Source organism: Argonema galeatum A003/A1, assembly GCF_023333595.1.
GTDB lineage: Bacteria > Cyanobacteriota > Cyanobacteriia > Cyanobacteriales > Aerosakkonemataceae > Argonema > Argonema galeatum.
This window is the reverse complement of the sequence record NZ_JAIQZM010000048.1, coordinates 14,135-37,858: the sequence shown is the minus strand read 5'-3', so window position 1 is coordinate 37,858 and position 23,724 is coordinate 14,135. Positions and strand designations below refer to the sequence as shown.

The window sequence follows — 23,724 nt, the reverse complement described above, 5'->3', positions numbered from 1 at the left end:
GTTCCCAGACGTTAGCGCTGGAGCGCTGTTGAATGGTGGTGGTCATGTGTTTATGATTGCTATGTATTTTTCGAGGTTCGGATGATGTCTCTATTATTAGCCACTTTATTTAGGTTTGTAAAGGTGTTGTTGTCATAGTGTTTCTGATGGGAGGTATAAGTAAGGGTTATCATACGCTGGACTTACGCACTAGCCCCCCTAATATCGTGTCCGGTTGCATCGTTAGTGTAAGAGTGATACGGGAAATTCTCTGTTGTCATCGGGCGTTAAATTTTTACCGCAGATGAAGACAGATAAACGCAGATAAACGCAGATAAACGCAGATAAGAAAGCGATTTTTCTCTTGCAATCGACGCGTAAGGACATGATATAACCCCCAAATCTGGGTGGCCCTCCTCCTTACTCCCCCCAGATTTGGGGGGCTGGGGGGGCGAAACAAGAAATATTGCTTAAGTTCAACAATCCGAAATCCTCTCATCCAAAATCCAAAATCTGCCCAATACCTTAATGCCAACCAAAGTTTCGATTTTCGTAAAAGTGCAGGCGTCCGAAGCCGAGAAACTGACCGTGTGTCTTCTCACCGGCAGGAAAAGCGGTGACTCCAAATAAATAGACACCGGCGTACCTGGGATTGCGGACAGGATTAAGCGCTATTGTTACCGTTTTGCCGGGTGGCACAGGCGGGTCAAATGTAAATGAGAGCGATCGCTTATTATCCCCTTCCATTGCTTCGAGTGCTATCCTTTGACCTTTATCCCGGCGCGTTCCTTCAAAAGCGCGGCTATCTTCTAGCTCGAATTCGATGTCGTCTATGCCCTCCTGCTGAGCGATCGCAACCCGTTCCAGCGGTTCTCCAGCATTTGGTGGTACGTTGAGAGTAAAATAGTAAGTCGAGCCCCACATATAAACGTCGTTGAAGGTGGTTGTTGCAGATACGAGGCTGGGAGGTTGAGCAAAGTAAACTGTGCCATCCGCCAGCCGAACAGCCGACGCCACTTCAGCGCCTGACAAAAGTCCTGTTGATATTGCTACTGTTGCTGCTAACCAAGTTGATATACGCATCGTCCTGTACCAAAATTAATCTGTAAGCAAAATTACTTATCAGTTTTCTTTTAACTTAATTAAGTTTTTAACAATTATTATATTAATTTTTTTTAAGATGTCTGACAGTATAGTGCTTAAAAATATTTCATATTTGTTGCAAAGAATATTGGTTAAGCTAAAGGTAATGCTTAAAGCAAGGAAATTATATGTCTGCTTTTTCTAGTCTTGAAGTAAAACGCCCCGTATGGCCAACAGTAGTCATCTTTACTTTGGCCTTTTGGTTGAGCGCCAGCCTGATGATGGATTTGGTAATTATGCCCGGTATGTATGCTTCGGGCATGATGACTCAAGCTGGATTTGCCACAGCTGGCTATATGATTTTCTGGGTTTTTAACCGCATTGAGTTGTTGTGTGCTGCGTTGGTATTAACTGGAGCTTTAGTTCTCGATCGCACTCACTTTACTGCTGGCAACCAAAGCCGCAACGCAATTATCTTATCTTCCATACTTGTAACGATCGCTCTGCTTTGTACATATTTCTTGAGTCCAGAAATGAGCGCGTTGGGACTAAATCTCAATTTTTTCGAGCCAGTTGCCGAGGTGCCTGGGACGATGAATCTGCTTCACGAAGGCTATTGGGCTCTTGAAGTTCTTAAGCTAGTGGCTGGTGGTACAATTCTCAGCCTGTGCTATAGAGCGAATAGAAGCTAGAAAAAGTCAATCCATTTTGGATTTTGGATTTTGGATTGACCCCCAGACGGTCGTTCGGGGGCTTTAGACCTCTTTAGTTTTCGGTCAAAAGTGAAAAGTCAAAAGAAGGAACATTTCTTTTGACTTTTGATTTTTTGCCTTAGCCAGTCCCTAATCTTCAGGTAAATCGCCTTCAGGCCACAGCAAACGCACTGCCATCAGGGCAAATCCGATCGCAGCGATCGCCTTCACCAAACGTACAGGCAACAACACAGATGCGCCTTCCCCCGCCAATACGCCCAAGAAGCTAGTCAGTAGTAGCGCCCCTGCACTTCCCAAAAACACCACACGGGGAAATTTGGAACTGCCACTGAGAGCGATCGCAGCTAATTGGCTTTTGTCTCCTAACTCCGACAAAAACACGGTAATAAAACTTAATCCCACCAAATGCCAGTCGAACATATCTATATTGAGATTTTAGAAGTCTAGTAATGGGTTATTTCCCACAGCAGTTGGACGGCGATGAATAGCAAACTGACACCAGCTGCGGTTTTGAGCATTTGAGGAGATACCCGATTGGCTAACCACCGACCCAGCAGACATCCCAACAAGCTTGTCGCCACAAGTGCTGAAGACGCCCCAGCAAAAACAAGCCAGGGAGACTGGGATTCGGCACTCATTAGCAAAGTTGCTACCTGAGTTTTGTCTCCCATTTCCGATAAGAAGATGGTCAAAAAAGTGGAGCCGAAGACGGCTAATGCTCCCTGACGTAGTTTTTTGACTTGCTGGATCTGTTTCGTGTTGACGGCTGTTTCGCCGTCGGTCGAGTCTTTCTGCTTTGGCTCAATTACAGGTTGCAGCGTGCTAAGGCTTAGACTAACTGACTCAACAGCAGATAAGCTTGGAGGGACAGAGGATAGTTTCACAGGCACTTTAGCTAACTAACTCTATTTTTTCATATTTTTCTCATTTTATACGCAAGTGTGCCTGAAACAGTCAAATAATTGGGAAGCCTACACCTACCCTACTGGAGGTGTAGGGGCGTCACGACTGTAAGAAACCGGGTTTCACCGGATTACTTGACCGATGCTTTAGGCGCAGTCAGGCTCTCAAAAACAGTGCGAGACATCTGGGGAAAGATACCCCAATTGTTAGCCCAGGCCCGATCGCTCCCCAACACAGTCAAAATGTAAGCAGTTTGACCATCTTTAGTTTTCACAAAAGCTACCTCGTGTCGCGAAGTAGAAGTCCAGCCAGCTTTGGAGGCAAAGTCAATACTATCTGGTGGCAAAGATTCACCAAGAAAACCCTTGACCGGGTTAAATCCGCCAATACTGGCCGAATCCACATCCCAAGCAGTTGGATGTAAATCCCTAGCCAGCCAATGAATCATTTTTCGGCTAGATTCCGGCGAAACAGACTTGCCAGTCACAATCTCATACATCAGTCTGGCACCCTGATCGCTGCTAATTTTATTCTGCATAGGGTCTTCTGGATCTTTCCACATTTGCAACTCTCTACCCTGGGGTTTTGACATTTTCAAGTAGCCAATAGGGTAAGTTTTTTGGTTGAGAATGATGCCTTCATACCCAGCTTTTTGGAAGAAATCATTGAGATGCTGACGCTTTTTCAACCAATATTCATACTCTTCATTTTTTAATGAAGGCCCTGATTTCGCGTCACTAATTACGTCAATAATACGGCTGGCGGCATCATTAGAAGACTGTTGAATCATTTTATAGAGATCTGGGGAGAAGGCTGTTTCATCTGGAAAGATACCTCCTTCTGACAGTGCGTATAGATACACCATCCAAAACATTTTGATTACACTGGCAGGATACCTCAATTCCTGTTGTTGATATCCCGCAATTTCACCTGTGTTGACGTTAATCAGGGTGATTGATAAATCATTTGTGGGCAGATTTTTCTCAGCAGCCATCTTCACAAGTTCATCAACAATGCCCTGCAAATCCTGACTTGGCTTTAGGTCTGGAGGCGTACTTACGTTGTATACTATTTCTAAATTTTCTGGCCTCTGGACAGATAAACTTGCTAGCCTTGCTGCCCCAGCAGAGGATGGAACTTCTGGCGGCACTAAAGGCGAGTCGGGTAGTTGTAGAACCTTGGCAGAGGGTTCTGGAGATGGCTGCTGTGCGGGTACGATCGGGCGATATAGCAATCGCACCGCTATTAATCCTATCAGGAAAGGTATCGCTACCAGTGTTAGGATTACGCCAGCCAATCGCAGCTTATATACTAAAGCCTTGCTGCGACGTTGGGGAATTAGCCTTTTGGTGCGATCGGTCCCCTCTTGGGGAGAGGAGACTGCTCGGCGTCGTCTTCTCCGGCGGGTTGGTTCTTCTTCTGGTACAAGAGGAAAATCTCTTACCAAAAGTCTAGGCTGCTGGCTTTGGCGCGTCTGTAACAGGGCAAACTGTTTTTGCAGTTCAGTATTGTTCTGCTGCAACCGCTTAATAAATCGATTTGCGCGACTGAGTTTTGCCTCAAGCTCAGCAATCCTTTCGTAAGAATTCTTCGATTGGCTCGGTTGTCGCTGTCTCACTCCTACACCTTTTTCCTGAAATAGCTTGGTCTGTATTATCTTAGACTGCGGGCTATTTTGGAAAAAAACTGTTCAAATTTGCCTTTTGCTAATTGGGCATGGGGCAGAGGGGGAAAAGGGGAGATTTTAGATTTCAGATTTCAAATTTAATCTAAAATCTAAAATTCCCCGACTTCTCGGTTAAAGCGGAGCATTTCCAGGCTACGATCGCCATAAACCCCCTCTATCTGCTGAAGGCAACAGTCGATCGCAAAATCGTTTAACTCTTCCGGCTCAATGCCGTACATATCCTGGAACACCTCTGACTCCACCCGACAAAAGCGAGGACGGTTTGGATAAATTCGGCATTCGCGGGTCGAGCGATCGAAATTAACGCACCATCCCCCTTCTCCCACCATGCTCAGATACAGCTCCAATTCGTCTGGGGACAAATACTCGTGCAAGTCGGGACGCTCAGCCGGATCTAGATGACAGCACGCTCCACACTGCTTTACACAACGCCACGTTGCCATTGTTCAACCCCGCCCTAAAATTCTCTAGCCTTTTGAGCTTAGCGATTTTTCAGCAGACGGGCTGGCTTCACTTTTATTTATATTTTTTTATACTTTTGTTAACTTAATTAAAAAAGGATGCCGATCGCCAGGTAATATAGAGGGCGGATTTTCTAGCTCCGTGTTGGGTTAGTTTGGGAGGAAAAATGGATTTTATATCTGGGATTTTAGATCCTATTACCAGTCTCAACTGGGAAGTGATAGCACAGCTAACCATGCTGGGATTGATCGTTGTTGCAGGCCCGGCAGTAATCCTAGTGCTGGCAAGTCGCGGCGGCGACCTGTAGAATCAAGGGCGACAAGGGGAGCGCAAGGGCGTCATCCCCTTAAAGTCTTTTTTTGGCGGTATCCAAAGCCAGGAGCGCTGCCTGAACCAGGTTAGAATAAGGCGGTTGTGAGATATCAATCTCACTCGCTTCTTGTCGGTTTTTTCCCAATAGACCACTTTGTTGCCCAGGTTCGATCGCCAAAACTTTTCCTTCTGGATTGCGAATTCTTAATTCTTGCAAAGAATCTTTGAGAAAGAAGCCACAGGTGTAGCGGCGCTGGTTATGGTAAAATTCGGCTTTCAAGGGAGCCGCAGCCGATTGGCTATTCGTTGTTACCGCGTCTCGGATTCCCAGGAGTTCCATCTCAACTGTTTTGTTGCCATTAAAGTTATTTTCTCGCAGCCGATAGGCTACATCGACTCGCAATGGCAAGGGAAAGTAATCGCGCCATCGCCATGCGATCGCTTTGAGAGTTTTGATTTGTAGGGGCGGGTTTTGTTGAGGATTGTTCTGTTTCGACGCCAGATTCACTGCTAAAACAGCCCGTACAGAGTTTTGAGTGTTAAATTTTGAGGGTTGAGTTAAAGAATTTGATTCTCCCTCTGCTCCTCTGCTCCCCTGCTCCTCTGCTGTAATATCGTGACTTAAAGTAAGTTTAATGTGACCTTTGCCGACGATTTGCTGTTCGATCACTCTGACGTTGGGTGTCCAGAACACGGGTGCTATATTTTCGATACCACACGGATGTAGAGCATCGATTTGCTTGTATAAGTTGTCATCGATCTGATTAAAGTCGGCTTTGACATCAATTTTCAGCAGCGGTTTGAGGTGTTGTGGTTCAAGACACTCACGAGCGAAAGTGCTAAGACGCGATCGCAATTCTGATAAATTCTTAGCAGGCAGCGAAAATCCCCCCGCCGCCTTGTGTCCGCCAAACTTACCCAGCAAATCAGCACAGAACTGTAACCCTTCAAAAACATTGAATTCTGGAATTCCCCGTGCTGAACCGCGAATGTGTTCCTCATCCTCATAAGTACCGATAAACACCGGCACACCGTACCGTTCCAGTAGGCGAGAAGCAACAATTCCAATCACGCCGTGGTGCCAGTTAGGTTGAACAACAACTAAAACACGGTCTTGCTGTAAGTTTATCCCACTTTGTTCGCACCAGGCAATTGCTTCTTGTTCAATTTCTTCACACAGTTGCTGGCGATGCTTGTTAATTTGTTCGCATTGCATCGCTCGTTCCAACGCCAATCCCATATCATCTGTAGTGAGCAAATCGATGATAATTTGAGGGTCGGCAATTCGCCCTACAGCATTAATCCGAGGCCCAAGTCGAAAGCCAATATCTTCCGGCTTCAAAGATTTTTGATTTTGGATGTTAGATTTTGAATTAAGGTATTGGGAATTGGCGATCGCTGAAGTGCTATCGCTTCCCAGATCTACACCTGCCATTTGGATTAATGCTTGTACTCCTGCTAGCTGAGATTCGGGTAGCAATTGCAAGCCGCGTTTTACCCAGCGTCGGTTAACGCCAGTCAGGGGTGCCAAATCTGCGATCGTTCCCAGTGTAAATAACTCCAGCAGCGGTTTCACCAATCCTTTCGCTTTACCCAACTGTTGAGCTAGAGAAACAGCCAAAATATAGGCAACCCCCACTCCAGCCAGACTGCGATAAGGTGAGGATTCGGGAATCAGTTTGGGATTGAGAATGGCGTCAGCTGGTGGTAGCTGTGGCGGGATGTCGTGGTGATCGGTAACGATGACTTTAACACCCAACTGCCGAGCGCGATCGATCGGGTCATAAGCAGAAATACCGTTGTCTACTGTTAAAATCAGCTTGACATCTTCTGCGTGGAATTCTTCTACAATTCGTTTATTAATACCGTAGCCTTCGCTCATGCGGCTGGGAATGGCGTGATCGACTGAGGCACCTAACCAGCGAAGACTACGCAACAACAAAGCCGTGCTGGTCATTCCATCAGCATCATAGTCGCCGCAGATCGCAATTTTATCTTGATTTGCGATCGCTTTTTCCAACAACTCCAAACTCCTTGCCAAGTCTGGAAATTCCTCTAGCGGCGATGGTAAAAATTGCGACTCCGGATCTAAAAACGCTTGTACCTCTTGGGCAGTCTCAATGCCTCGGTTAAGCAGCACCTGCGCCAACAAAGGTGACAAATGAGTTTCACTCGCCACCTGTTCGGCTTTTTCTGCCAATTCTGGATAAATTTCCCATCGCTGGTTTGGTAATCGCCTATTTTGCATTTAAAAAATCAATACATTTCCAGGAATTTCCGTATCATAAATCGCACGGTCATCATCATAGTAACGACTCGGATACAGGTCTAAGCACACAGTTTGTGCATTTGGTTTGACAATTTTACCTCGCAATGCTGTTTCCTGCTGATTTGTCCAATATAGAACCGAAAGACCGTGTTCCCCATTTCTAAGCTTGAACTTTAATTTCCGCTTTTCTCTGGGCTGCATGGTAATTTGGTCGGTGTAGGAGGGTATTTCTACTTGAATCGCCTTGGATGTGCGATTTCTTACCTCTAAAATAAGGGGTTTTTCTGGCTGTAGTGCCTTCCCAGTCTTAAGAAATTTTGGGCCTGCCAGTGCTGTACTAAATATTACAACCGGCGCGAGGAGAAGCGTCGTTGCTAGCAATAGAGAACGTGAAAGTTTAGGCATATAAGACACTGCCAAAATTTGTTTTAGATTTAATCCTAAAACGTAATACTATATCGAAATTACAGTTTATCCGATCATTCAGACAAAAAATTCAGATTTTCTTAAAAGATGGTAACACGACCGTCATTGAGAATGTAGATAGTGCGATCGCCAGGAGGACGCCCACCCGGACGCAACTCAATCCGCAGCGTATCGTCGTTAGGTTTGGAAACCCTCGTCAGCAGCGGCAGTGCAGTCGCATCCCAAAACACCACCGACATATTGGGTTCCGTCCCAGTCCACCTCTGAAATCTCACCTCCTGTCCCGGTCGCAAAGGAAATGCGTCAGTACCCTGCACCTTCTCCAAAAGCACAATGCTGGCTGTGCGGTTGACAACCTCTACATTTACCAGTTGTCCCGGTACAAACCCAAGTGGCGGCGGCGGACACTTAGAAGCGCAAGTTCCAGCCAGCGTCGGGTTAAGACGTTCTGTGTAACCCAGGAATAGGGAAACTGCCACTAGGACGGCAGGGAATAGCAATTTCTTCTTTCTTGTAACCATAACTGCAAATCAAATCCAGTAGTCTGACGAATATATGCGTAACTATCATATTCAGTGCAAGGCAGGGTTGGCGGATTACTGAGAATTCTGCAAAAAGTTAATTTTGAGAGGACTTACGCAACTGACACAATTAGTAGGGTGCGTCAGTTGCACAAACCCTTATTATATCGATGTATAACTTCGTCTGACGCACCCTACAAGTTGATTTAAGTGTGACAGTTGGCTTTAGTCCTGTTTAACTTATTTTACACATAAAAGTAAAGTTTTATAAACATAATAGTATCTACAGTTTTTTCTGTATTTCAATTCTTACCTTTTCATTAAGACTATCGACATCAAACCTATTGTTTTTAACAGCATTGACAATAATATCTTGCACCTTACTCTTCGTGAACAAGTAACAGTTAGAATTTTGTCTAACTTTAGTGGCAATTCGTCTGGCCAGAGAACAAAGCTTTGTCAGATTAATGTTGATTATATCCATATGTCTAGCACGTAGGTCATCAACAGGTGTGTTTCCTAACGTAGCTTCAAGAATACAGCCATCCTCATCTAAATCATTTTTATGTATTAAAACAACATCGATTTTATCGATTCTCTCCATCGGAGTTGCGAGGGCTAGTACTACTTCTGCCACATCTGTTTCCTCTAGACTGCACTGCCATACTGAAAGGGTATTGTTAGAAGTACGAAGACATCCGGTAACTGCATCAGCACCAATGTCGTCTGATTCCATATAGGACTTAAGTTCCCACTTAGCCCTGCTAATTTTACGGGCAACGTATTCCAAAACAGTCCTCGTCTATTCTGATATATCTTCTATGACCTGTTTGATATAATCTACTAGCCAAGGTACTGTTTCAACCTCGACACGGGTTTTAAGAACATACAATGACTCTCGTCCTCCCCACAATTCTAACGCTCGAACAGCAGCTTCTCTAACTTCTATATCAAAATGTGACAGCCCACCAATTGCCATCACCAGACCCCAAGGGTGGACGAGTTCGCGAGGTAAGCGCCCAACACATCGCAATATACCCGCAGAAATTGTAGAACGATTAAAGCTTTGAATATAAACAGATTGAATCCAATCAGGAAATACTAATCGGTATTTTTTCCAGGCATCTTCTAGAATCCGTTCTGCTGGATGTATATATCCATCCTCAATTGGTTCAAGCTCAAGTAATCGCAGTAAATTGCGGCGGAATTCCTCTCGTGCATAACCTTCCTTAAATACTCGCTGCAATGATTTAGCAGCAACACTTGCAGCACTAATATCAGGCGATATATTTTTAGACATTCCCTCTAATTGGGGAACTAAATACTCGTATTTACCAGCTGCCGAAGTCTCGCTATCAACTCTTTTGAATGACAAGTTTTCATTCATAATATTACCCTTTTAAAATAAATTCAAATATTTCAGAACTCAGTTCATTATGCCATAAACCAGATTGTTCAAAAAAGCCAGCTAAATGTAAATCATCAAATCTAGCGATAACGTTATTAGCAGATGTATTTATCTCGAAATTAACCATAATTCGGTCGAATAGTGATTGAGCAATACCTTCAGTTCGCGTTTCAGTCAAATAGCCTAACAGTTTACTTACTGTTGTAATCATATTCGTTATTTCTTGAATTCCACCAAATTCCCTTTCAATTAAGGCCGCTGAACGCCAGTTCCATTCAAAAGGAAATTGTTTTGAATAAATGGAAGGAAATTTCATAAGACGGAATGCAATATTTTCCATTTCTGTTTGAGTCATTTCTGAAAGAAATCCCTCTTGACTTGCTGCTAGCCTATGCGCTTTTCGCTGGAAATAATTAAGTGCCGTGGTTAATTTAGGGATGGCATTTCGGCAAAATGTGGAAAAGTCTCCCAGATTTGAGCCATCTGGAACTGTAGCAGAATGGATGAGAGTAAATTGCTTACTGAGCAGGAGGAACTGCCACTCTCCATCTGCCGTGTTAAATGAAATTCGTGGCAATACCCCTGCTGGAGACTGTTCCTCTACGGTCTTTGGTAGAAGTACCTCATCGCCAAGAGCATTCATTAATCCGGTAATATTCCTAGCATTGGGAATGATACTTTCAGCATCTACAAAAACACTGGCTGTGTAGCGAATCTTTAAACTGTACATTTTCAACCCCCTTCCAGCAAACCAAAGTTTTTCATTATCCTCTCCCTTGTTGGGAGAGATTGAGTTTTTGCTCGGTTTTTCATAATCCAACACTATCATTCTATGCACCGGATTTGGTGCAAGATATAAAGTTTTTTCCTTTAAAGTAAACGCAGCTGACCATCTGCATTAGCCATTGGCATCTGACTCTCTTCTTTAACTCCAGACGCCTCTAACCACGCTTCTTTATCTCCATCCAGCAAACTTTGCGCCACTTCCATCATGGCAGTGGCAATATCTTTGAGGTCATCCCTATTATCCAAGTAAGTTTTCAATGCTTCCAAGGGGTCGGTGTTGGCACTAGAACCAAGTTCGGGTACGCGAGGACGAGCTAATTGACTGACTAATTCTGGTTGAATAGTGTAGGTGTGGGCTATACTTAAAGCTTGATGCAGAGATGCTGTATCGATTCGATCGAGTTGTTCGGAACGCAGTTTGTAAATTAGTCGCACTACGGCTTCTTCAATATTCTTTTTGGCAATAGCTTTGAGTATGGCAGCTTGCGGGTCATCTGATTTAGAGACATCTACTTCTAGAGTACAAAATGACCTCACTGGAAGCGGACAAAATTCCCACTGGGAATTGCCTTTTTCCAGATTAATCAGCACGTAGCCTTTGTCTTCTTTTTCTTCGCTGAAATCTACGCGCTCAATGCTGCCTGGGTAGATAACTGGAGGGTCGTTGGACGGGTTGAGGTTTTGGTGTTTGTGGACGTGACCCAAGGCTACATAATCATAGCAGGGGCGGGTCAGTAAAGATAGGGGAATGGTAAATCCTTTGCCGACTGCGAGGTAGCGTTCTGCTCCTAATGTAGCGCGATCGGCCATTAAGTGAGCCAGCAGTACGGTGGGGATTTGGGGATCTAAGCGGCGAATTTCACCTTCTAATGCTGGTTCCAAGCGCTTAGTCAACAAGTCGTTTACTTCAGCTAAACAAAGTCCTTCGGTTTCGGGACGAGTCAGCAGTCCAGAACGGGTCAGCCAGGGAAGAGTAACGATTTGGACAGGCCCATTACGGGTTTCGATGCGATGGGTTTCGATGCGATCGCCAACTAGAAACCCAGGCACTCCCAGTGTACGATAGATACCTAGACTCGCTCCTCCCTGGCCTTGAGAATGCTGGTCGTGGTTTCCCACCAACAACACGGTGGGTATCTCAGCATCGACCAAGCGGCGAAACTGGCTGGCAAAAGCTTGCTTCACATACGGCGGTGGCGTCGCGTCGGGAAAAGCATCGCCACCAAATAAAACTAAATCTACGGGTTCTTCAATGGCTCGGTCAATACATCGCGATAGGGTATTGACAAAATCTTCCAGTCGTGTATTAAAACCTGTTTCTGGATTAATCCGTCCGTGGGAAAACCCACTTCCCATGTGGATATCGGATAGATGAAGGATTTTAATCATTTTAGTCAGTGGTCAGTTGTCAATTGTCAGTTGTCAATTGTCAGTTGTCAATTGTCAGTTGTCAATTGTCAGTTGTCAATTGTCAGTTGTCAATTGTCAAATCACCACTGACCACTGACCACTGACCACTGACCAATGACCAATGACCAAATTAAATGTGAATTCCACACTCAGTTTTACCAGTTCCCCGCCAGCGTCCGGCGCGTTCGTCTTCACCAGGGGCAACTTTTGTGGTAATCGGTTCATCTCCGATGCTGGGATAACCTTGGTCGTGCAGAGGATTGTAGATCATTTTATGCTCAGCCGCATAGGCCCAGCTTTCCTTGCGCGTCCAAGCAGCGATCGGATTTACCTTGATCCGGTGCTTGATATCATGTTCAAATATGGGCATATTGGCGCGAGTTACAGCTTGGTCGCGGCGACGACCAGTTATCCACGCCACAGCTTCTAATTCTGCCAAACCTCGTTGTAGGGGTTCGATTTTGGTCACATAGTGGAATTTTTGAATGTCTCTATCCCAAAGCGCATCACCGTAGGCACCTGCAAAGGCTTCGCGGGTGTCAACGTCGGGAACCTTATAAGTTCTGAGATCGAGATTGTAGAGTTTAATCGCTTTTTCTACTAGCTCTCTTGTTTGGGGAAAATGGTGCAGCGTGTCCAGAAACATCACGGGTACAGGCTTTTTAGGCTTGAGTGAGCGGTAGAGAATATCCGTGATTACTAAGTCATCCACGTTAAAAGCACTGGTTTGCACGAATTTGGTAGGGATATTCGCTACACACCAAGCCAAAATCTCCCTGGGATGCGCTCCTTCAAAGCGTTGGTTGAGTTCATCCAAGTCAAGATTGTCAATTTGTACCGGAGTTTCTAGATAATAGACCATGCTACCTTTCGACTTCACTTTCCTTAAGGTTTTCTTAAATCGATTCTACCCTAAATGCACATAACCCGATTGGGTATTGGGGTTTATTTTTTTGCTGTTTGGCTGAGTATTAATACTCTGCTTTGTAAAGGAGTTTATCATATTCTCAATGATTTGTAATAGATATTTTCATAATTTTCGCAAAAAAAATTATCCGAAATTTTGGATTGACTTTTTGGTGAATTTATGATATGGAAGTTGCGTCAATCTGAGAAACCGGGTTTTGGGGTTAAATTTTCCATTCAAAAACCCGGTTTATTAGCTCTAGAACAGATAGACAGCATTTGTATTTCCCCCAATGAGGACGTTATTACCTACCGCCGCTACTGATTGGCCGAAGTGTTCATAATCATTCGGAGTGGGGTTAAGGAAAGTTTGTAACAGCGCACCAGTAGTACTATCAAACAGATACGCAGCCCCACTTTCAAAACCGCCCGTGCTGTCATAACGTGTGCCAATGAGGACGTTATTACCTACCGCTGCTACTGAGCCTCCGAAGAATTCAAAACTATTCGGAGTCGGGTTAAGGAAAGTCTGCAACAACTCACCTGTCGTACTGTCGAATAGATATACTGCCCCAGCGTTGTCACCACCTGTGTTGTCATTTGCTGAGGCGATCAGAACATTGTTGCCCACTGCTGCTACCGAGGTGCCCAATAAATCAAATTCTTCTGGCGTCGGGTTGAGGAAAGTTTGCAACAACACACCTGAAACACTGTCAAATAAGTATGCCGAGCCAGGGAACGAAATTCCTCCCCCTCTATTGTCATAAGGCGCTCCAATAAGGACGTTATTGCCCACTGCTGCGATTGACTGACCAAAACCATAGAAATTTGGATTTGGGTCTTGGAAAGTCTGAAGTAGTGCCCCTGTAATGCCGTCGAATAAGTAGACTGTCCCATAAGAATTGCTTGTACCACCAAAAGGAACTGCGATCGCAAAGTTATTACCTACCCCTGCTACGGAAGCTCCGAAGGGAGCAAATTGTTGTGGTGCGGGATTTAGGAATGTTGCCTGCAACGCCCCAGTGCTGAGGTCAAACAAGTATGCAGTCCCGACGGTATTCGAGCCAACTTTCTCTCCCGGTGTTCCTATGAGGACTTTATTCCCGACTACTGCGATTGAACTGCCGAAGTTATCACCGTCGTTTGGGCTTGGGTTGAGGAAAGTTCTTAACAGCCCACCAGTATTTCCATCGAATAAGTACGCCGCCCCAGCGACAGTACCGCCCGTGTTGTCATAAGGTGACCCAATGAGGACGTTATTACCTACCGCCGCTACTGATTGGCCGAAACCGTTAAATATGTTGGGATTCGGATTTTGGAAAGTCAGTTTCGGCACAGACACAGCATCATTATCCACAATCTCCAAAACCGCCGTATTCTGCGTACCAATTTCAGCGTTACCAGTGACATTCCCCAAACTCAAATTGAGCTTCTCAGTATACTCAGCCACAGTATCATTAACAATGGGAATCGTTACAGTTTTACTCGTTTCCCCATTGGCAAAATTAACCACAATTTGGTTATTGTTATAATCATTTGGTGCAGTAGCCGTACCATCACTCGAAGTTACAGTAACACTCACTGCTCCATCACTTCCATTTGTCCGAGTTACCGTCACTGCTGTTACCGGCGTGCCATCCTCATTCACCCGGAAAGTTGGATTACTAAATGCTAATGTACCGGGAATCGTAAAATCAGTGGCGTCAATCGTGTTCCGGTCAATGCCTTTCAAAACCGCCAAAAACTGACTGTTGAGACTATCCTGAATAATCGTATCGGCAGCATTATTCCCAGTTCCTTGAAAGATATTCAAATTGGCAAAACTTAACCCACCAATTAACCCCAATTTATCTGCATTATTAGCAAAATTAGTAATAATATCCGATTCCGCTAAAGTAGTACCGCCTATTTCCCTTTGCAAAAAGAAGATATCATTACTATCCCCGCCAGTTAAAGTATCTATACCTCTATCGCCATAGAGAAAATCATTACCTTTATCTCCGAAAACCAAATCATTGTCTCGACCACCCCGCAAGACATCATTACCATCTCCACCAAAAATAGTATCGTTTCCCTGATTGCCATTAATTACATCATCGTCTTCGTTGCCAAAAAGTAAGTCATCGCCTCGGATACCAAAAATGAGATCTTTTCCTTCTCCACCGAAGGCGGTATCATTGCCTAAGTCACCATATAAAGTGTCTTCACCGCTATCTCCAAATAACTGATCATTATCTATTCCACCCCGTAGCAAATCATTACCATCTCCACCGAAAACACTATCGTTTCCCTGATTGCCATTAATTACATCTGCACCTTCATTGCCTAAAATACTGTCATTACCATCTAATCCAAAGATGGTGTCGTTACCAAGTTCACCAACTAAAACATCATCGCCATCGCCGCCAAAGTTATTTTCTATTCCTTGGTCGCCATATAACAAGTCGTCACCATCGCCACCTCTGAGGGTATCGCTACCAAGGTCGCCATATAAAGTATCATTGCCGATTCCGCCTAAAATAAGGTCGTTGTCTTTACCGCCTCGTACTAGGTCGTTGCCTTGTCCACCGTCAAGGGTATCGTTTCCCTGATTGCTGTTGAGTTGGTCATCTCCGTCTAAGCCAAGTAGACTATCATTGCCTAAATCACCTAAAATAAAATCTGTTTCTGGAGTGCCAATAAGTGTATCGTTTCCTAAAGTGCCAAAAATATTAGCCATTTTTCATTCTCCTCAAGACAGTTAAATCTATTTGCGATCGCAGTGTCTATATCTAGATCAAAACTCCTACATCCCTCGGAAGCTTGTTTACGGACAAAATACTTAGGACTTACGCAAAAATACTTATTTTGCCCCCGCCCCCCCAACATTGGGTGTACCTGGATAGTTAAAATGGCTATTTATCCCTGTAGTTCTTAAGGCCAATGCGATTAATTTTATACAGCAAACCTGGTTGTCATTTGTGCGAAGGTTTACAAGAAAAGCTAGAACAGATTGAAGGTCTAGACTTTGAACTAGAAGTACGGGATATTACTACCCGTGACGACTGGTTTAGTGCTTTTCAATACGAAATTCCCGTCCTGTTCCGAGTTAGACCTGAACGTAAAGACGTGGAAGAACCACTACCGCGCCCTTCGCCTCGCGCCACGGTGCGACAGTTGGAGCTTATGCTACAGAAATGGGTAATGGGTAATGGGTAATGGGTAATGGGTAATCATAATGGTACTACCACTGATCACCGAATTTGCTGTGAGGAGTTCTTAAGATGAAACTGCGAGATATATTGGCAAAGGTTTCCAGTATAGTGGAGTTACCCAAGGAATCGGCTATAGACTTGGAAGTGACTGGTTTGAAGACTAATTCTCACGCTTGCAAACCTGGAGATCTTTTTATCGGAATGCCAGGAACGCGGGTAGATGGGGGAGATTTTTGGCCCAGCGCGATCGCATCTGGTGCTGTCGCCGCCCTCGTTTCTCCCCAAGCCGCCCAGAAAGCAGGGGGAGAATCTCTCGTTATCCCAACTAGTGATATGACTAAAACTTGTGCCCAAGTGGCAAATGCTTTTTACGATTATCCCAGCCAAAAGTTGAATATGATTGGGGTTACGGGCACTAACGGCAAAACCACAACCACCCATTTAATTGAATTTTTCCTCAATAAAGCCCAGCAACCTACTGCTTTAATGGGAACGCTTTATGCGCGTTGGCCGGGATTTGAGCAAACTGCTACCCATACTACCCCTTTTGCTGTAGAATTACAAGCACAACTAGCATCAGCGATCGCAGATGGATGTCAAAAGGCAGTGATGGAAGTTAGTTCCCACGCCTTATCCCAAGGACGAGTAATGGGTTGTTCTTTTGATGTCGCTGTTTTTACTAACTTGACTCAGGATCACCTGGACTTCCATAAAGATATGGAAGATTACTTTAGCGCCAAAGCTTTACTGTTTAATTCCGATTATCTCAAAGGTCGTGCGATCATTAATTTGGACGATCCTTACGGTCAGCGATTGATTTCTCAGTTAAAGCCAGACCAGGTTTGGAGTTATAGCGTAAATAATTCTACCGCAGATTTGTGGACAAGCGATTTAACTTATGAACCAACTGGTGTTAGCGGTAAACTGCATACTCCCAAAGGGGAAATTGCTTTCCGTTCGCCGCTGGTAGGTCAGTTTAATTTAGCGAATTTACTCGCAGCAGTGGGAACAGTTTTACATCTCGGTTTGGATTTAGAATTTGTGGTATCTTTGATACCGGAATTCCCAGGCGTACCAGGACGGATGGAACGGGTACAAATTAGTCCAGACCAAGATATCAGTGTAATTGTAGATTACGCCCACACGCCGGATAGCTTGGAAAATTTACTGAAAGCGGCACGTCCTTTCATACCGGGAAAGATGATTTGCGTGTTTGGTTGTGGAGGCGATCGCGATCGCACCAAACGTCCTAAAATGGGTGGTATCGCCGCTCAGTTGGCTGATAAAATAGTCGTTACTTCGGATAACCCGCGCACGGAAGATCCAGAGAAGATTCTCCAAGATATCCTTGCTGGTATTCCAAAGTCAGTTAATCCGACAGTGATATGCGATCGGGCCATAGCCATTCGCACCGCCATTCTAGAAGCCCAAGCTGGAGATGGAGTTCTGATTGCTGGCAAAGGTCACGAAGATTATCAAATTCTCGGCACCGAAAAAATCCACTTTGACGATCGAGAACAAGCACGCGCAGCCCTATCTGAGTGCTGAGTGGGTTAGCTTGTAGGGGCGAAGCATTCGGGTAAAAAATCTATCGGTCTTATCCTAGATTTCCACACCCGTTTGCTTCGCCCCTACGATTACTGAATTAGTGTTCTTCCCCTAGCCCTTAGAGTTGCGCTAAGCGTTCTATTGCTGAAATCTGAGTCAATCCACCCTGAGTCAGTAGCGCGAGAAAATCAGCCTTGATAGATGGATCGTTGGGATTAGCAGTATAGCCAGTTGAAAGCGCTTGCAGAGCATCGTACCACAATCCTGCTTGAGCGTAGATTCTGGCATTTTCTCGCACCGCCTGTACAGAAGAATCGTCTGTTTTTACGATCGCCAGTTTTTGAGCCAGTTCCGGGTTAGGAGAAACGCGCTCAACCCAACTTTGCACAAAAACATTGTTAGAGGGGCGGTTAGAATCGCAAATCAGGGAAACCGACCAGCGATATTTTTTCCCGGCAGCGAGTTCTGGTAATTCTTTGGGTAATTGCACCTGAATAATACCGCTTTGGGATACCTGCATTTGTTGGACGAACAAGGGTTTTGGTACCCCCGGTTCTACTAACGCAAACTCTACCGGCACCGATGTCTTATCAGAGACATACCATGAAAACGTGGGATGACCCGATACAGTTTGTCCGTTGTGGTCTTTGGGAACCAATAAAGCTAACGTGACTGGTACAGACTGAGTACATCCCCGCGAGCCAGCACCTACGCTATTTTTAGGCGTTCCCCGACTGGGCGGAACGTATTGAACAGGAGTATCTGCCCAAGCTACAGAGCTTAAACCCAGATTGGCTGAGGGATACCTAAAAGTTTGATTTAAAGCGGCATTCCATGAGCCGATCGCTGGCATCAAGAAAATTGATGCTGCTCCCCCTAGTACTGTGGCTAATTTGCGAGCTTTAAGAAACATATCTAAACATATCCCCCTCTTGACTTTAAAAATTGTATTTGATGTTACGAAGGATTAGGCATCCTAGAAAGCCTCACCCTATTCTTATATATGGTATTTTTTATGTATTCGAGAATAGGGCACTCTATGTTTACTTAAGCAGTATAACAGTTTTATAGATAGCGGTATGTAAAGTATTAATGAAAATTTTTCTTAATCATATAAAGTAATGGAATAATTGCGATCGCTATATAAGCAATAATAATTTGGCCAAGGGAATTACTCCCGTACCGCTGTAAGATTATCGATTCGCAATTTAGCTATGATTCTCACTCCCCCACTCCCCGACTAACCGAAAAGATATTCTTTGAGCAACAAAGGAGTAAGTCACTCAAGTAGGACTTGGTAAATAGGTGTCAGCTGTTCGCGTCCTTTGAGTTGTACGCTACCGATCAACTTGGTGGGAAAAGAACCGTGAATATACTGATAAGTTTCTTCATTGATCAAAATCCGGCAGAGACCACCATCAAGGGATTTATCATAACTTTCTAGCCGCGCTGCCACATTAACACTATCGCCAATTGTTGTGTAGTCTAGCCTTTGGGAACTGCCGAGACTGCCGGTAACGACTGTGCCGGTGGCAATACCTACGCGCATGGCAACTGTGGGGCGTCCCTGAGTTTTCCACAGTTCATTCAGTAATTCTAAGGTAGCCCCCATTTGCAAAGCGCAACGAACAGCTGCTTTAGCGTCATTGGCGATCGCATCTTCTGTGGTGCTGGGAATGGGAACGCCGAACACAGCCATAACTGCATCGCCAATAAATTTATCGACCACACCACTATTCGCTAAAACCAACTGGGACATTGCCTCCATATATTCGTTCAGCCAAGACATTAGCACTTCCGGGTCGAGATTCTCGGCAATAGTACTAAAATCTTTCAGGTCAGTAAACACCACCGTTGCTGTTAGCCTTTGTCCTTTAAGGCGTCCGTCATTGAGAAACTGGTCGCGATCGCGCCAAATCGCCTCAGCAATTTGGGGATTGACATGACGCCCAAACAAATTCATCACAGTTTTTCGGTCTTGTCGCTCTATCTGAGCAATGTAAGCCAAGATCGCCACAGCAGAACCTGAAAAACTCAGTATTGGTGGAATCACTGGTATCCACCAACTATTCAAAAACGCTAAAAAAGAACCGCCCAGCAAAGCCGAAATAGCAACCAGTGCAGAGAAAGCCGTCCACCGCCAGCTTTGCAGCTGCCAACTCAAAACGGCACCAACCCAAGACCACAAAAAAATCCACCCATACTCAAGCGGATCGGGCCAAGTTTTAATCGGGCTACGTCCTTCTATTGCTGAACTCAGGATTTGGCTAGTTAAATGAGCGTGTATTTCCACTCCAGTCATGCGTTGCACTGCATCGCTGAGACCGCCGCTGTAGGGAGTATAAAAGAAATCGTTGAGGCTGGCGGCGGTAGGACCGATTAAGACAATGCGATCGCGAAGCGGCGCTCCTGCGCGATCGCGCATCAAATCTGCGGGTATCCGATTTTCCAAGATATCCGTCATCGAAACAGTCGGAAAATTGTCTCCCCGCCCCCGAAAATTCAACAAAACTTGGTAGCCACCCGCATCTGCACCTACATAGCTGCCATCTGACGCTTCAAACGGCACAAACACTGTCTTACCCAGCCTCAAAAACCCATTTTGCGCCGACTGTGGGGTAATGCCTTCAGCTTGCAGGTAAATCATTGCCATCCGCAACCCCAAACTGGTTATGGGGTTTTGATTTTCAGGCGTCAGAAATAGTATGCCCCGACGAATTTTCCCATCCGAATCTAGCACGACATCATTAGCTGCCACCCTACCCAGGCGACTCAATACCGGCGACGGAGAAATGGCAACGCCACGCTCATTTCCCACGACTTTCTTAATTCCAATCAAGTTTGGCGTAGATTCAAACACTTTGACCAATGCTTGATGACCGGGTTCGACTGGCAAATCTCGATACAGATCCAAAGCGATCGCTCTTGGCTGCTGTGCTTTGATCTTCAAGAGCAATTTAGCCAGTATTTCATCTGAAATCGGCCAGGAGCCAATCTTTTTTAGATCCGACTCATCAATGCCGACTATGACAATTCGGTCATCGATCGCCTCTGGTGGACGCCGACGATAAAATTGGTCAAGCGCTGCCCATTCCAAAGATTGCAACAAGCCTGTTAAGCGCAAGATAATAATCAGTCCCGTTACAGTGGGGGCAGTGAGTAAAACGCTGCGCCACTCCCAAATTTTCCGTTTCAGTTTAGCCCGCATAATTGGGATAACCGAAGTTTTTTCCCTCTCCCCCTCTCATTAATTTGTCGCGAGATCGTTTGCTGCATTAAATGGCAAATTTGTCAATGCTCCTCTCCAAATTTGTTCAATAGGCTGCCGAAAAAAAGTTTCGCGATCGTAGTGAAATTTTTGATTTTTCACGGGTGGCCATAAGATCGCCATAGACAATGCAAGGGTTTCAGACTGTGGGAATAGGGAGATTTAGATTTTTGGTATAGTTAGGGCAATTATTATTTTTCTCAATATACCTCAAATGGCGCAGATTCGTCAATAGTTGCAAACTGTTATCAAGTATTTTTTGGCTCTGAGAGGTGGTTTTCATTGAAATTTTAAAACAAAATAATTTAAAGAATTAGCTATGCTTATAGATTAAGATGAGTGACAAATTAAGTTGTGGGCAGATGCGATCGCACTCATCTGGTTTGATGTTACCAGCATAGTGCGTCCATCTGGCGTCACAACAATACCCTGTGCTTCCTCAATAGTGACTGGGGAAGACAGGGGGAAACTGGGGACTGGTGCATTGGCAAAGGGTTTGTTTTGCTCCCCCACTCCCCCCATCCCAGAGACTCTCGCCAGAGAATACCAGCCGCCCAGAGCGTCGTAAGGGTTGTTCGGTAAGCCACCGCTGCCGGTAAATGCAAAGCGACTGCGTGTAGCTCTTGAAAAACAAGTTTGGTTAATCAGTCCGGTGTAATCTACCACATTTTGGGATAATTCGACTAATCCAGAAACGCGGTTAACATCGGGGGTGTTGATAGTCACAGTGCCGCTGAACTCGGCTCCCCGTGCAGAAGAAGCAGTAATGTCACTTTCTGGGGTATCTAAAATCGATGCGGGGCGATACTGGGTGCCAAAGATGCCTTGTGTGTTGATGGTAACTTTACCGCCGCTGGCGTCTTGTGCATTGGCATTGATATCGCTATTTTCCAAAGCGACTAAGGTGTCTGCGTTGATAGTGATATTGCCGCCTGTAGCCTTGCCTTGAGCGTTAGTAGTAATATTGCTGCTTTGGCGCAAGATTAAGGAGGAGGCAAACAAGTTAATATCACCGCCGCCCGCTTTGGTTTCAGCTGATAAGCTGCCAGAGTTGGAAAGTAGGATAGAGTCGGCATAGACGGTTAGTTTGCCTGCGCTTCCTAAGCCCGTACTGCTGACCGTTATTTCAGCGCCATTTTCGATCGTCAAACTAAGAGTCTCAATCCTCAAAGAACCCGCCGCCAAGTCGCTTGTAGATAAAGCACGCAAACCGCTCTTAAACTGACCGTCATGGGAAGTACCAATCAATTCCACTGCACCCGTTGCTCTGACGGTCAAATCACCGGCTTTTCCAAAACCAGTAGTTTCAGATGATACCTGTGCCCCATCGACAACCCGCAAGCGAGCTGTTTCCACCAGCAAATTGCCGCCATCGCCTGTGGCTTCTGGTAAGACTGAAGTAAACAAGCCGCTAGGATAGAAACCGTTAGGAGAAGTGCCGATCAGTTCCACGGTGTCGGTTGCCCGCACGGTAACAGAACCGGCTTTTCCAGAGCCAAAACTACCAGTTGCTACCGCTGCTCCATCGACAACCCGCAAGCGAGCTGTTTCCACCGTCAGATTGCCCCCATTGCCTGTAGCTCCTGGATTGACTGAAGCAAACAAGCCGCTGGGAAGCCGATCGTCCGGTATAGTGCCAATCAGTTCCACAATGTCGGTTGCTCTGACAGTTAAATTGCCAGCATCTCCAGAGCCAAAGGTATCAGCTACTACCCCTGCCCCATCAGATAATAGCAAGCGATCGGTTTCAATCGTTAAATTGCCCGCCTTGCCTGTGCCTCCAACTTGGACTGAAGTAAACAAGCCGCTGGCAAACAGACGATCGACAGCAGAACCTAGAGCTTCCACCTCTGATGCGCGAACGCTAAGTGTTCCCCCCGCTTCGGCACCCAAGGTGAGTGCCAAAATAGCTGAGCCTTCAGTTAGCGTCACACGCCGTCCGACAACCTGGATATTGCCGCCACCTTCGCCACTGGCATCGGCAGATGCGGCGATTGCTAGACGGATATCCTGAAAATTGTCAACGCCAGTGTAATCCAAAGCCCATATAGTAGCGCCAGTTGACGGAGAGGTTGGGGGGAGTGGCGTCAGCGTCACCAAACTGCCCGCGCCAACGCTCCCTAATTCGATTCGTCCCCCAAATGCTGTGAGATTTCCTCCCTCCAAGGTCACATCACCCCCTAATAGGGCTAAAGTTTGACCGGGTGATACCATTAGTCCGACGGGTCGGTCATTTGTCTCGATCGTATAAGTAACGGGATTGAAGCTGAGATTGTTACCTGCACCCCGGACGAGAATATTTCCCGGATTAAGCCCAAATGCCAAGCCGATCGGTGTATTAATTGTCAGTAGGGGCGGTGCAGAGGGAGTGGTGGCGCTGAAAAAGCTCCCATCCGCAAACTTGATGCTGCTGGCGGTACTGCCGATAAATGAGCCGCCGATATTCAATGAGGCATTAGGGCCAAAGATAATTCCACTAGGATTAATCAAAAATAAGTTAGCACTGCCGTTGGCTCTAATCAAACCGTCAATATTGGAAATAGATCCCCCAGTGACGCGACTGATAATATTGAGGATATTGACGGCATCGTTGTTGAAGTAAGCACCAGAACCTCTGGGGATGGAGAACTGGCTGAAGCTGTGGAACAAGTTTTGTCCTCGCGTCGCACCTCCATCGATTTGATAATTGCCGTTTGTCGTTGTGAGGCGAGTGTTTTCCGATCCCAAGGTGGTATCGGGGATAACTTGGGCTTGAGCTGCAAAGCTAGAAGTTGCGATCGCTCCCCCAAACAGAGATATACTCGCCAGCCCGATCGTCCAATTCCAATACTTTCTGGAAATAGTCATTT

Annotated in this window: 21 protein-coding genes; 4 read left to right on the top strand and 17 right to left on the bottom strand. The window is 45.5% G+C overall.

Features of this window, described 5'->3' with window-relative positions:
- Positions 1-504 precede the first annotated feature (504 nt).
- A complete protein-coding gene (locus tag LAY41_RS29185) occupies positions 505-1,062 on the bottom strand; it encodes a DUF2808 domain-containing protein (protein ID WP_249105730.1) in 558 nt (185 codons plus the stop codon).
- Between the two features lie 188 nt (positions 1,063-1,250).
- Between LAY41_RS29185 and LAY41_RS29180 the strand changes: the two genes are divergently transcribed.
- Positions 1,251-1,754: a DUF4149 domain-containing protein gene (locus LAY41_RS29180; protein WP_249105728.1), complete on the top strand. Its 504-nt coding sequence runs from the start codon at positions 1,251-1,253 to the stop codon at positions 1,752-1,754.
- A gap of 150 nt (positions 1,755-1,904) precedes the next feature.
- On the opposite strand, the gene LAY41_RS29175 is transcribed toward LAY41_RS29180, so the two are convergent.
- The 4 genes from LAY41_RS29175 to LAY41_RS29160 all read right to left on the bottom strand — a co-directional run bounded on the left by LAY41_RS29175 (position 1,905) and on the right by LAY41_RS29160 (position 4,808).
- Complete coding sequence (locus LAY41_RS29175; protein WP_249105726.1) at positions 1,905-2,195, bottom strand: TMEM165/GDT1 family protein; 291 nt, start codon at positions 2,193-2,195, stop codon at positions 1,905-1,907.
- A 23-nt stretch (positions 2,196-2,218) separates the two neighbouring features.
- Entirely contained in the window at positions 2,219-2,659 is a 441-nt protein-coding gene (locus tag LAY41_RS29170; RefSeq protein ID WP_249105724.1) for a TMEM165/GDT1 family protein, read from the bottom strand.
- 149 nt (positions 2,660-2,808) lie between these two features.
- Positions 2,809-4,296 carry a serine hydrolase gene (locus LAY41_RS32680; RefSeq protein ID WP_249105722.1) on the bottom strand — a complete coding sequence of 496 codons (1,488 nt, stop codon included), beginning with the start codon at positions 4,294-4,296 and terminating at the stop codon, positions 2,809-2,811.
- Positions 4,297-4,454: 158 nt separating this feature from the next.
- Positions 4,455-4,808 (bottom strand): YkgJ family cysteine cluster protein, encoded by a 354-nt coding sequence (locus LAY41_RS29160; RefSeq protein ID WP_249105720.1) that lies wholly within the window; start codon positions 4,806-4,808, stop codon positions 4,455-4,457.
- A 185-nt stretch (positions 4,809-4,993) separates the two neighbouring features.
- Between LAY41_RS29160 and psb30 the strand changes: the two genes are divergently transcribed.
- Positions 4,994-5,134: a photosystem II reaction center protein Ycf12/Psb30 gene (gene psb30 / locus LAY41_RS29155; protein ID WP_249105718.1), complete on the top strand. Its 141-nt coding sequence runs from the start codon at positions 4,994-4,996 to the stop codon at positions 5,132-5,134.
- Positions 5,135-5,173: 39 nt separating this feature from the next.
- Here the strand turns inward: psb30 and LAY41_RS29150 are convergent, their stop codons facing one another.
- The 9 genes from LAY41_RS29150 to LAY41_RS29110 all read right to left on the bottom strand — a co-directional run bounded on the left by LAY41_RS29150 (position 5,174) and on the right by LAY41_RS29110 (position 15,584).
- Positions 5,174-7,387 carry a single-stranded-DNA-specific exonuclease RecJ gene (locus tag LAY41_RS29150; protein WP_249105716.1) on the bottom strand — a complete coding sequence of 738 codons (2,214 nt, stop codon included), beginning with the start codon at positions 7,385-7,387 and terminating at the stop codon, positions 5,174-5,176.
- Positions 7,388-7,813 carry a hypothetical protein gene (locus tag LAY41_RS29145; protein WP_249105715.1) on the bottom strand — a complete coding sequence of 142 codons (426 nt, stop codon included), beginning with the start codon at positions 7,811-7,813 and terminating at the stop codon, positions 7,388-7,390. It lies immediately after the preceding gene.
- Positions 7,814-7,914: 101 nt separating this feature from the next.
- Entirely contained in the window at positions 7,915-8,355 is a 441-nt protein-coding gene (locus LAY41_RS29140; protein ID WP_249105712.1) for a hypothetical protein, read from the bottom strand.
- Between the two features lie 283 nt (positions 8,356-8,638).
- Positions 8,639-9,091: a hypothetical protein gene (locus tag LAY41_RS29135; protein ID WP_249105711.1), complete on the bottom strand. Its 453-nt coding sequence runs from the start codon at positions 9,089-9,091 to the stop codon at positions 8,639-8,641.
- 66 nt (positions 9,092-9,157) lie between these two features.
- Complete coding sequence (locus LAY41_RS29130) at positions 9,158-9,742, bottom strand: hypothetical protein (protein WP_249105709.1); 585 nt, start codon at positions 9,740-9,742, stop codon at positions 9,158-9,160.
- A 4-nt stretch (positions 9,743-9,746) separates the two neighbouring features.
- Entirely contained in the window at positions 9,747-10,583 is an 837-nt protein-coding gene (locus tag LAY41_RS29125; RefSeq protein ID WP_249105706.1) for a hypothetical protein, read from the bottom strand.
- A 50-nt stretch (positions 10,584-10,633) separates the two neighbouring features.
- Positions 10,634-11,938: an exonuclease subunit SbcD gene (gene sbcD, locus LAY41_RS29120; RefSeq protein ID WP_249105704.1), complete on the bottom strand. Its 1,305-nt coding sequence runs from the start codon at positions 11,936-11,938 to the stop codon at positions 10,634-10,636.
- Between the two features lie 151 nt (positions 11,939-12,089).
- Complete coding sequence (cysH, locus tag LAY41_RS29115; RefSeq protein ID WP_249105702.1) at positions 12,090-12,821, bottom strand: phosphoadenosine phosphosulfate reductase; 732 nt, start codon at positions 12,819-12,821, stop codon at positions 12,090-12,092.
- Between the two features lie 303 nt (positions 12,822-13,124).
- Entirely contained in the window at positions 13,125-15,584 is a 2,460-nt protein-coding gene (locus LAY41_RS29110) for a Calx-beta domain-containing protein (RefSeq protein ID WP_249105700.1), read from the bottom strand.
- Between the two features lie 203 nt (positions 15,585-15,787).
- On the opposite strand from LAY41_RS29110, the gene LAY41_RS29105 reads away from it, so the two are divergent.
- Complete coding sequence (locus LAY41_RS29105; protein WP_249105698.1) at positions 15,788-16,063, top strand: glutaredoxin family protein; 276 nt, start codon at positions 15,788-15,790, stop codon at positions 16,061-16,063.
- A gap of 65 nt (positions 16,064-16,128) precedes the next feature.
- The gene (locus LAY41_RS29100; RefSeq protein ID WP_249105696.1) at positions 16,129-17,607 is read left to right on the top strand and encodes a UDP-N-acetylmuramoyl-L-alanyl-D-glutamate--2,6-diaminopimelate ligase; all 1,479 of its coding nucleotides are present in this window, start codon (positions 16,129-16,131) and stop codon (positions 17,605-17,607) included.
- 118 nt (positions 17,608-17,725) lie between these two features.
- Here the strand turns inward: LAY41_RS29100 and LAY41_RS29095 are convergent, their stop codons facing one another.
- The 3 genes from LAY41_RS29095 to LAY41_RS29085 all read right to left on the bottom strand — a co-directional run bounded on the left by LAY41_RS29095 (position 17,726) and on the right by LAY41_RS29085 (position 23,722).
- Entirely contained in the window at positions 17,726-18,520 is a 795-nt protein-coding gene (locus tag LAY41_RS29095) for a DUF928 domain-containing protein (RefSeq protein ID WP_249105694.1), read from the bottom strand.
- Between the two features lie 366 nt (positions 18,521-18,886).
- Positions 18,887-20,815, bottom strand: coding sequence for a CHASE2 domain-containing protein (locus LAY41_RS29090; RefSeq protein WP_249105692.1), 1,929 nt, complete (start codon positions 20,813-20,815; stop codon positions 18,887-18,889).
- A 390-nt stretch (positions 20,816-21,205) separates the two neighbouring features.
- Entirely contained in the window at positions 21,206-23,722 is a 2,517-nt protein-coding gene (locus tag LAY41_RS29085) for a two-partner secretion domain-containing protein (protein ID WP_249105691.1), read from the bottom strand.
- Between the last annotated feature and the right edge of the window lie 2 nt (positions 23,723-23,724).

Excerpts from the sequence above, each read along its gene's own strand:
- LAY41_RS29185 (WP_249105730.1), bottom strand. The coding sequence starts at position 1,062 with ATGCGTATATCAACTTGGTTAGCAGCAACAGTAGCAATATCAACAGGA.
- LAY41_RS29180 (WP_249105728.1), top strand. The coding sequence starts at position 1,251 with ATGTCTGCTTTTTCTAGTCTTGAAGTAAAACGCCCCGTATGGCCAACA.
- LAY41_RS29175 (WP_249105726.1), bottom strand. The coding sequence starts at position 2,195 with ATGTTCGACTGGCATTTGGTGGGATTAAGTTTTATTACCGTGTTTTTG.
- LAY41_RS29160 (WP_249105720.1), bottom strand. The coding sequence starts at position 4,808 with ATGGCAACGTGGCGTTGTGTAAAGCAGTGTGGAGCGTGCTGTCATCTA.
- psb30 (WP_249105718.1), top strand. The coding sequence starts at position 4,994 with ATGGATTTTATATCTGGGATTTTAGATCCTATTACCAGTCTCAACTGG.
- LAY41_RS29150 (WP_249105716.1), bottom strand. The coding sequence starts at position 7,387 with ATGCAAAATAGGCGATTACCAAACCAGCGATGGGAAATTTATCCAGAA.
- LAY41_RS29145 (WP_249105715.1), bottom strand. The coding sequence starts at position 7,813 with ATGCCTAAACTTTCACGTTCTCTATTGCTAGCAACGACGCTTCTCCTC.
- LAY41_RS29140 (WP_249105712.1), bottom strand. The coding sequence starts at position 8,355 with ATGGTTACAAGAAAGAAGAAATTGCTATTCCCTGCCGTCCTAGTGGCA.
- LAY41_RS29135 (WP_249105711.1), bottom strand. The coding sequence starts at position 9,091 with ATGGAATCAGACGACATTGGTGCTGATGCAGTTACCGGATGTCTTCGT.
- LAY41_RS29130 (WP_249105709.1), bottom strand. The coding sequence starts at position 9,742 with ATGAATGAAAACTTGTCATTCAAAAGAGTTGATAGCGAGACTTCGGCA.
- sbcD (WP_249105704.1), bottom strand. The coding sequence starts at position 11,938 with ATGATTAAAATCCTTCATCTATCCGATATCCACATGGGAAGTGGGTTT.
- cysH (WP_249105702.1), bottom strand. The coding sequence starts at position 12,821 with ATGGTCTATTATCTAGAAACTCCGGTACAAATTGACAATCTTGACTTG.
- LAY41_RS29110 (WP_249105700.1), bottom strand. The coding sequence starts at position 15,584 with ATGGCTAATATTTTTGGCACTTTAGGAAACGATACACTTATTGGCACT.
- LAY41_RS29105 (WP_249105698.1), top strand. The coding sequence starts at position 15,788 with ATGCGATTAATTTTATACAGCAAACCTGGTTGTCATTTGTGCGAAGGT.
- LAY41_RS29100 (WP_249105696.1), top strand. The coding sequence starts at position 16,129 with ATGAAACTGCGAGATATATTGGCAAAGGTTTCCAGTATAGTGGAGTTA.
- LAY41_RS29095 (WP_249105694.1), bottom strand. The coding sequence starts at position 18,520 with ATGTTTCTTAAAGCTCGCAAATTAGCCACAGTACTAGGGGGAGCAGCA.
- LAY41_RS29090 (WP_249105692.1), bottom strand. The coding sequence starts at position 20,815 with ATGCGGGCTAAACTGAAACGGAAAATTTGGGAGTGGCGCAGCGTTTTA.
- LAY41_RS29085 (WP_249105691.1), bottom strand. The coding sequence starts at position 23,722 with ATGACTATTTCCAGAAAGTATTGGAATTGGACGATCGGGCTGGCGAGT.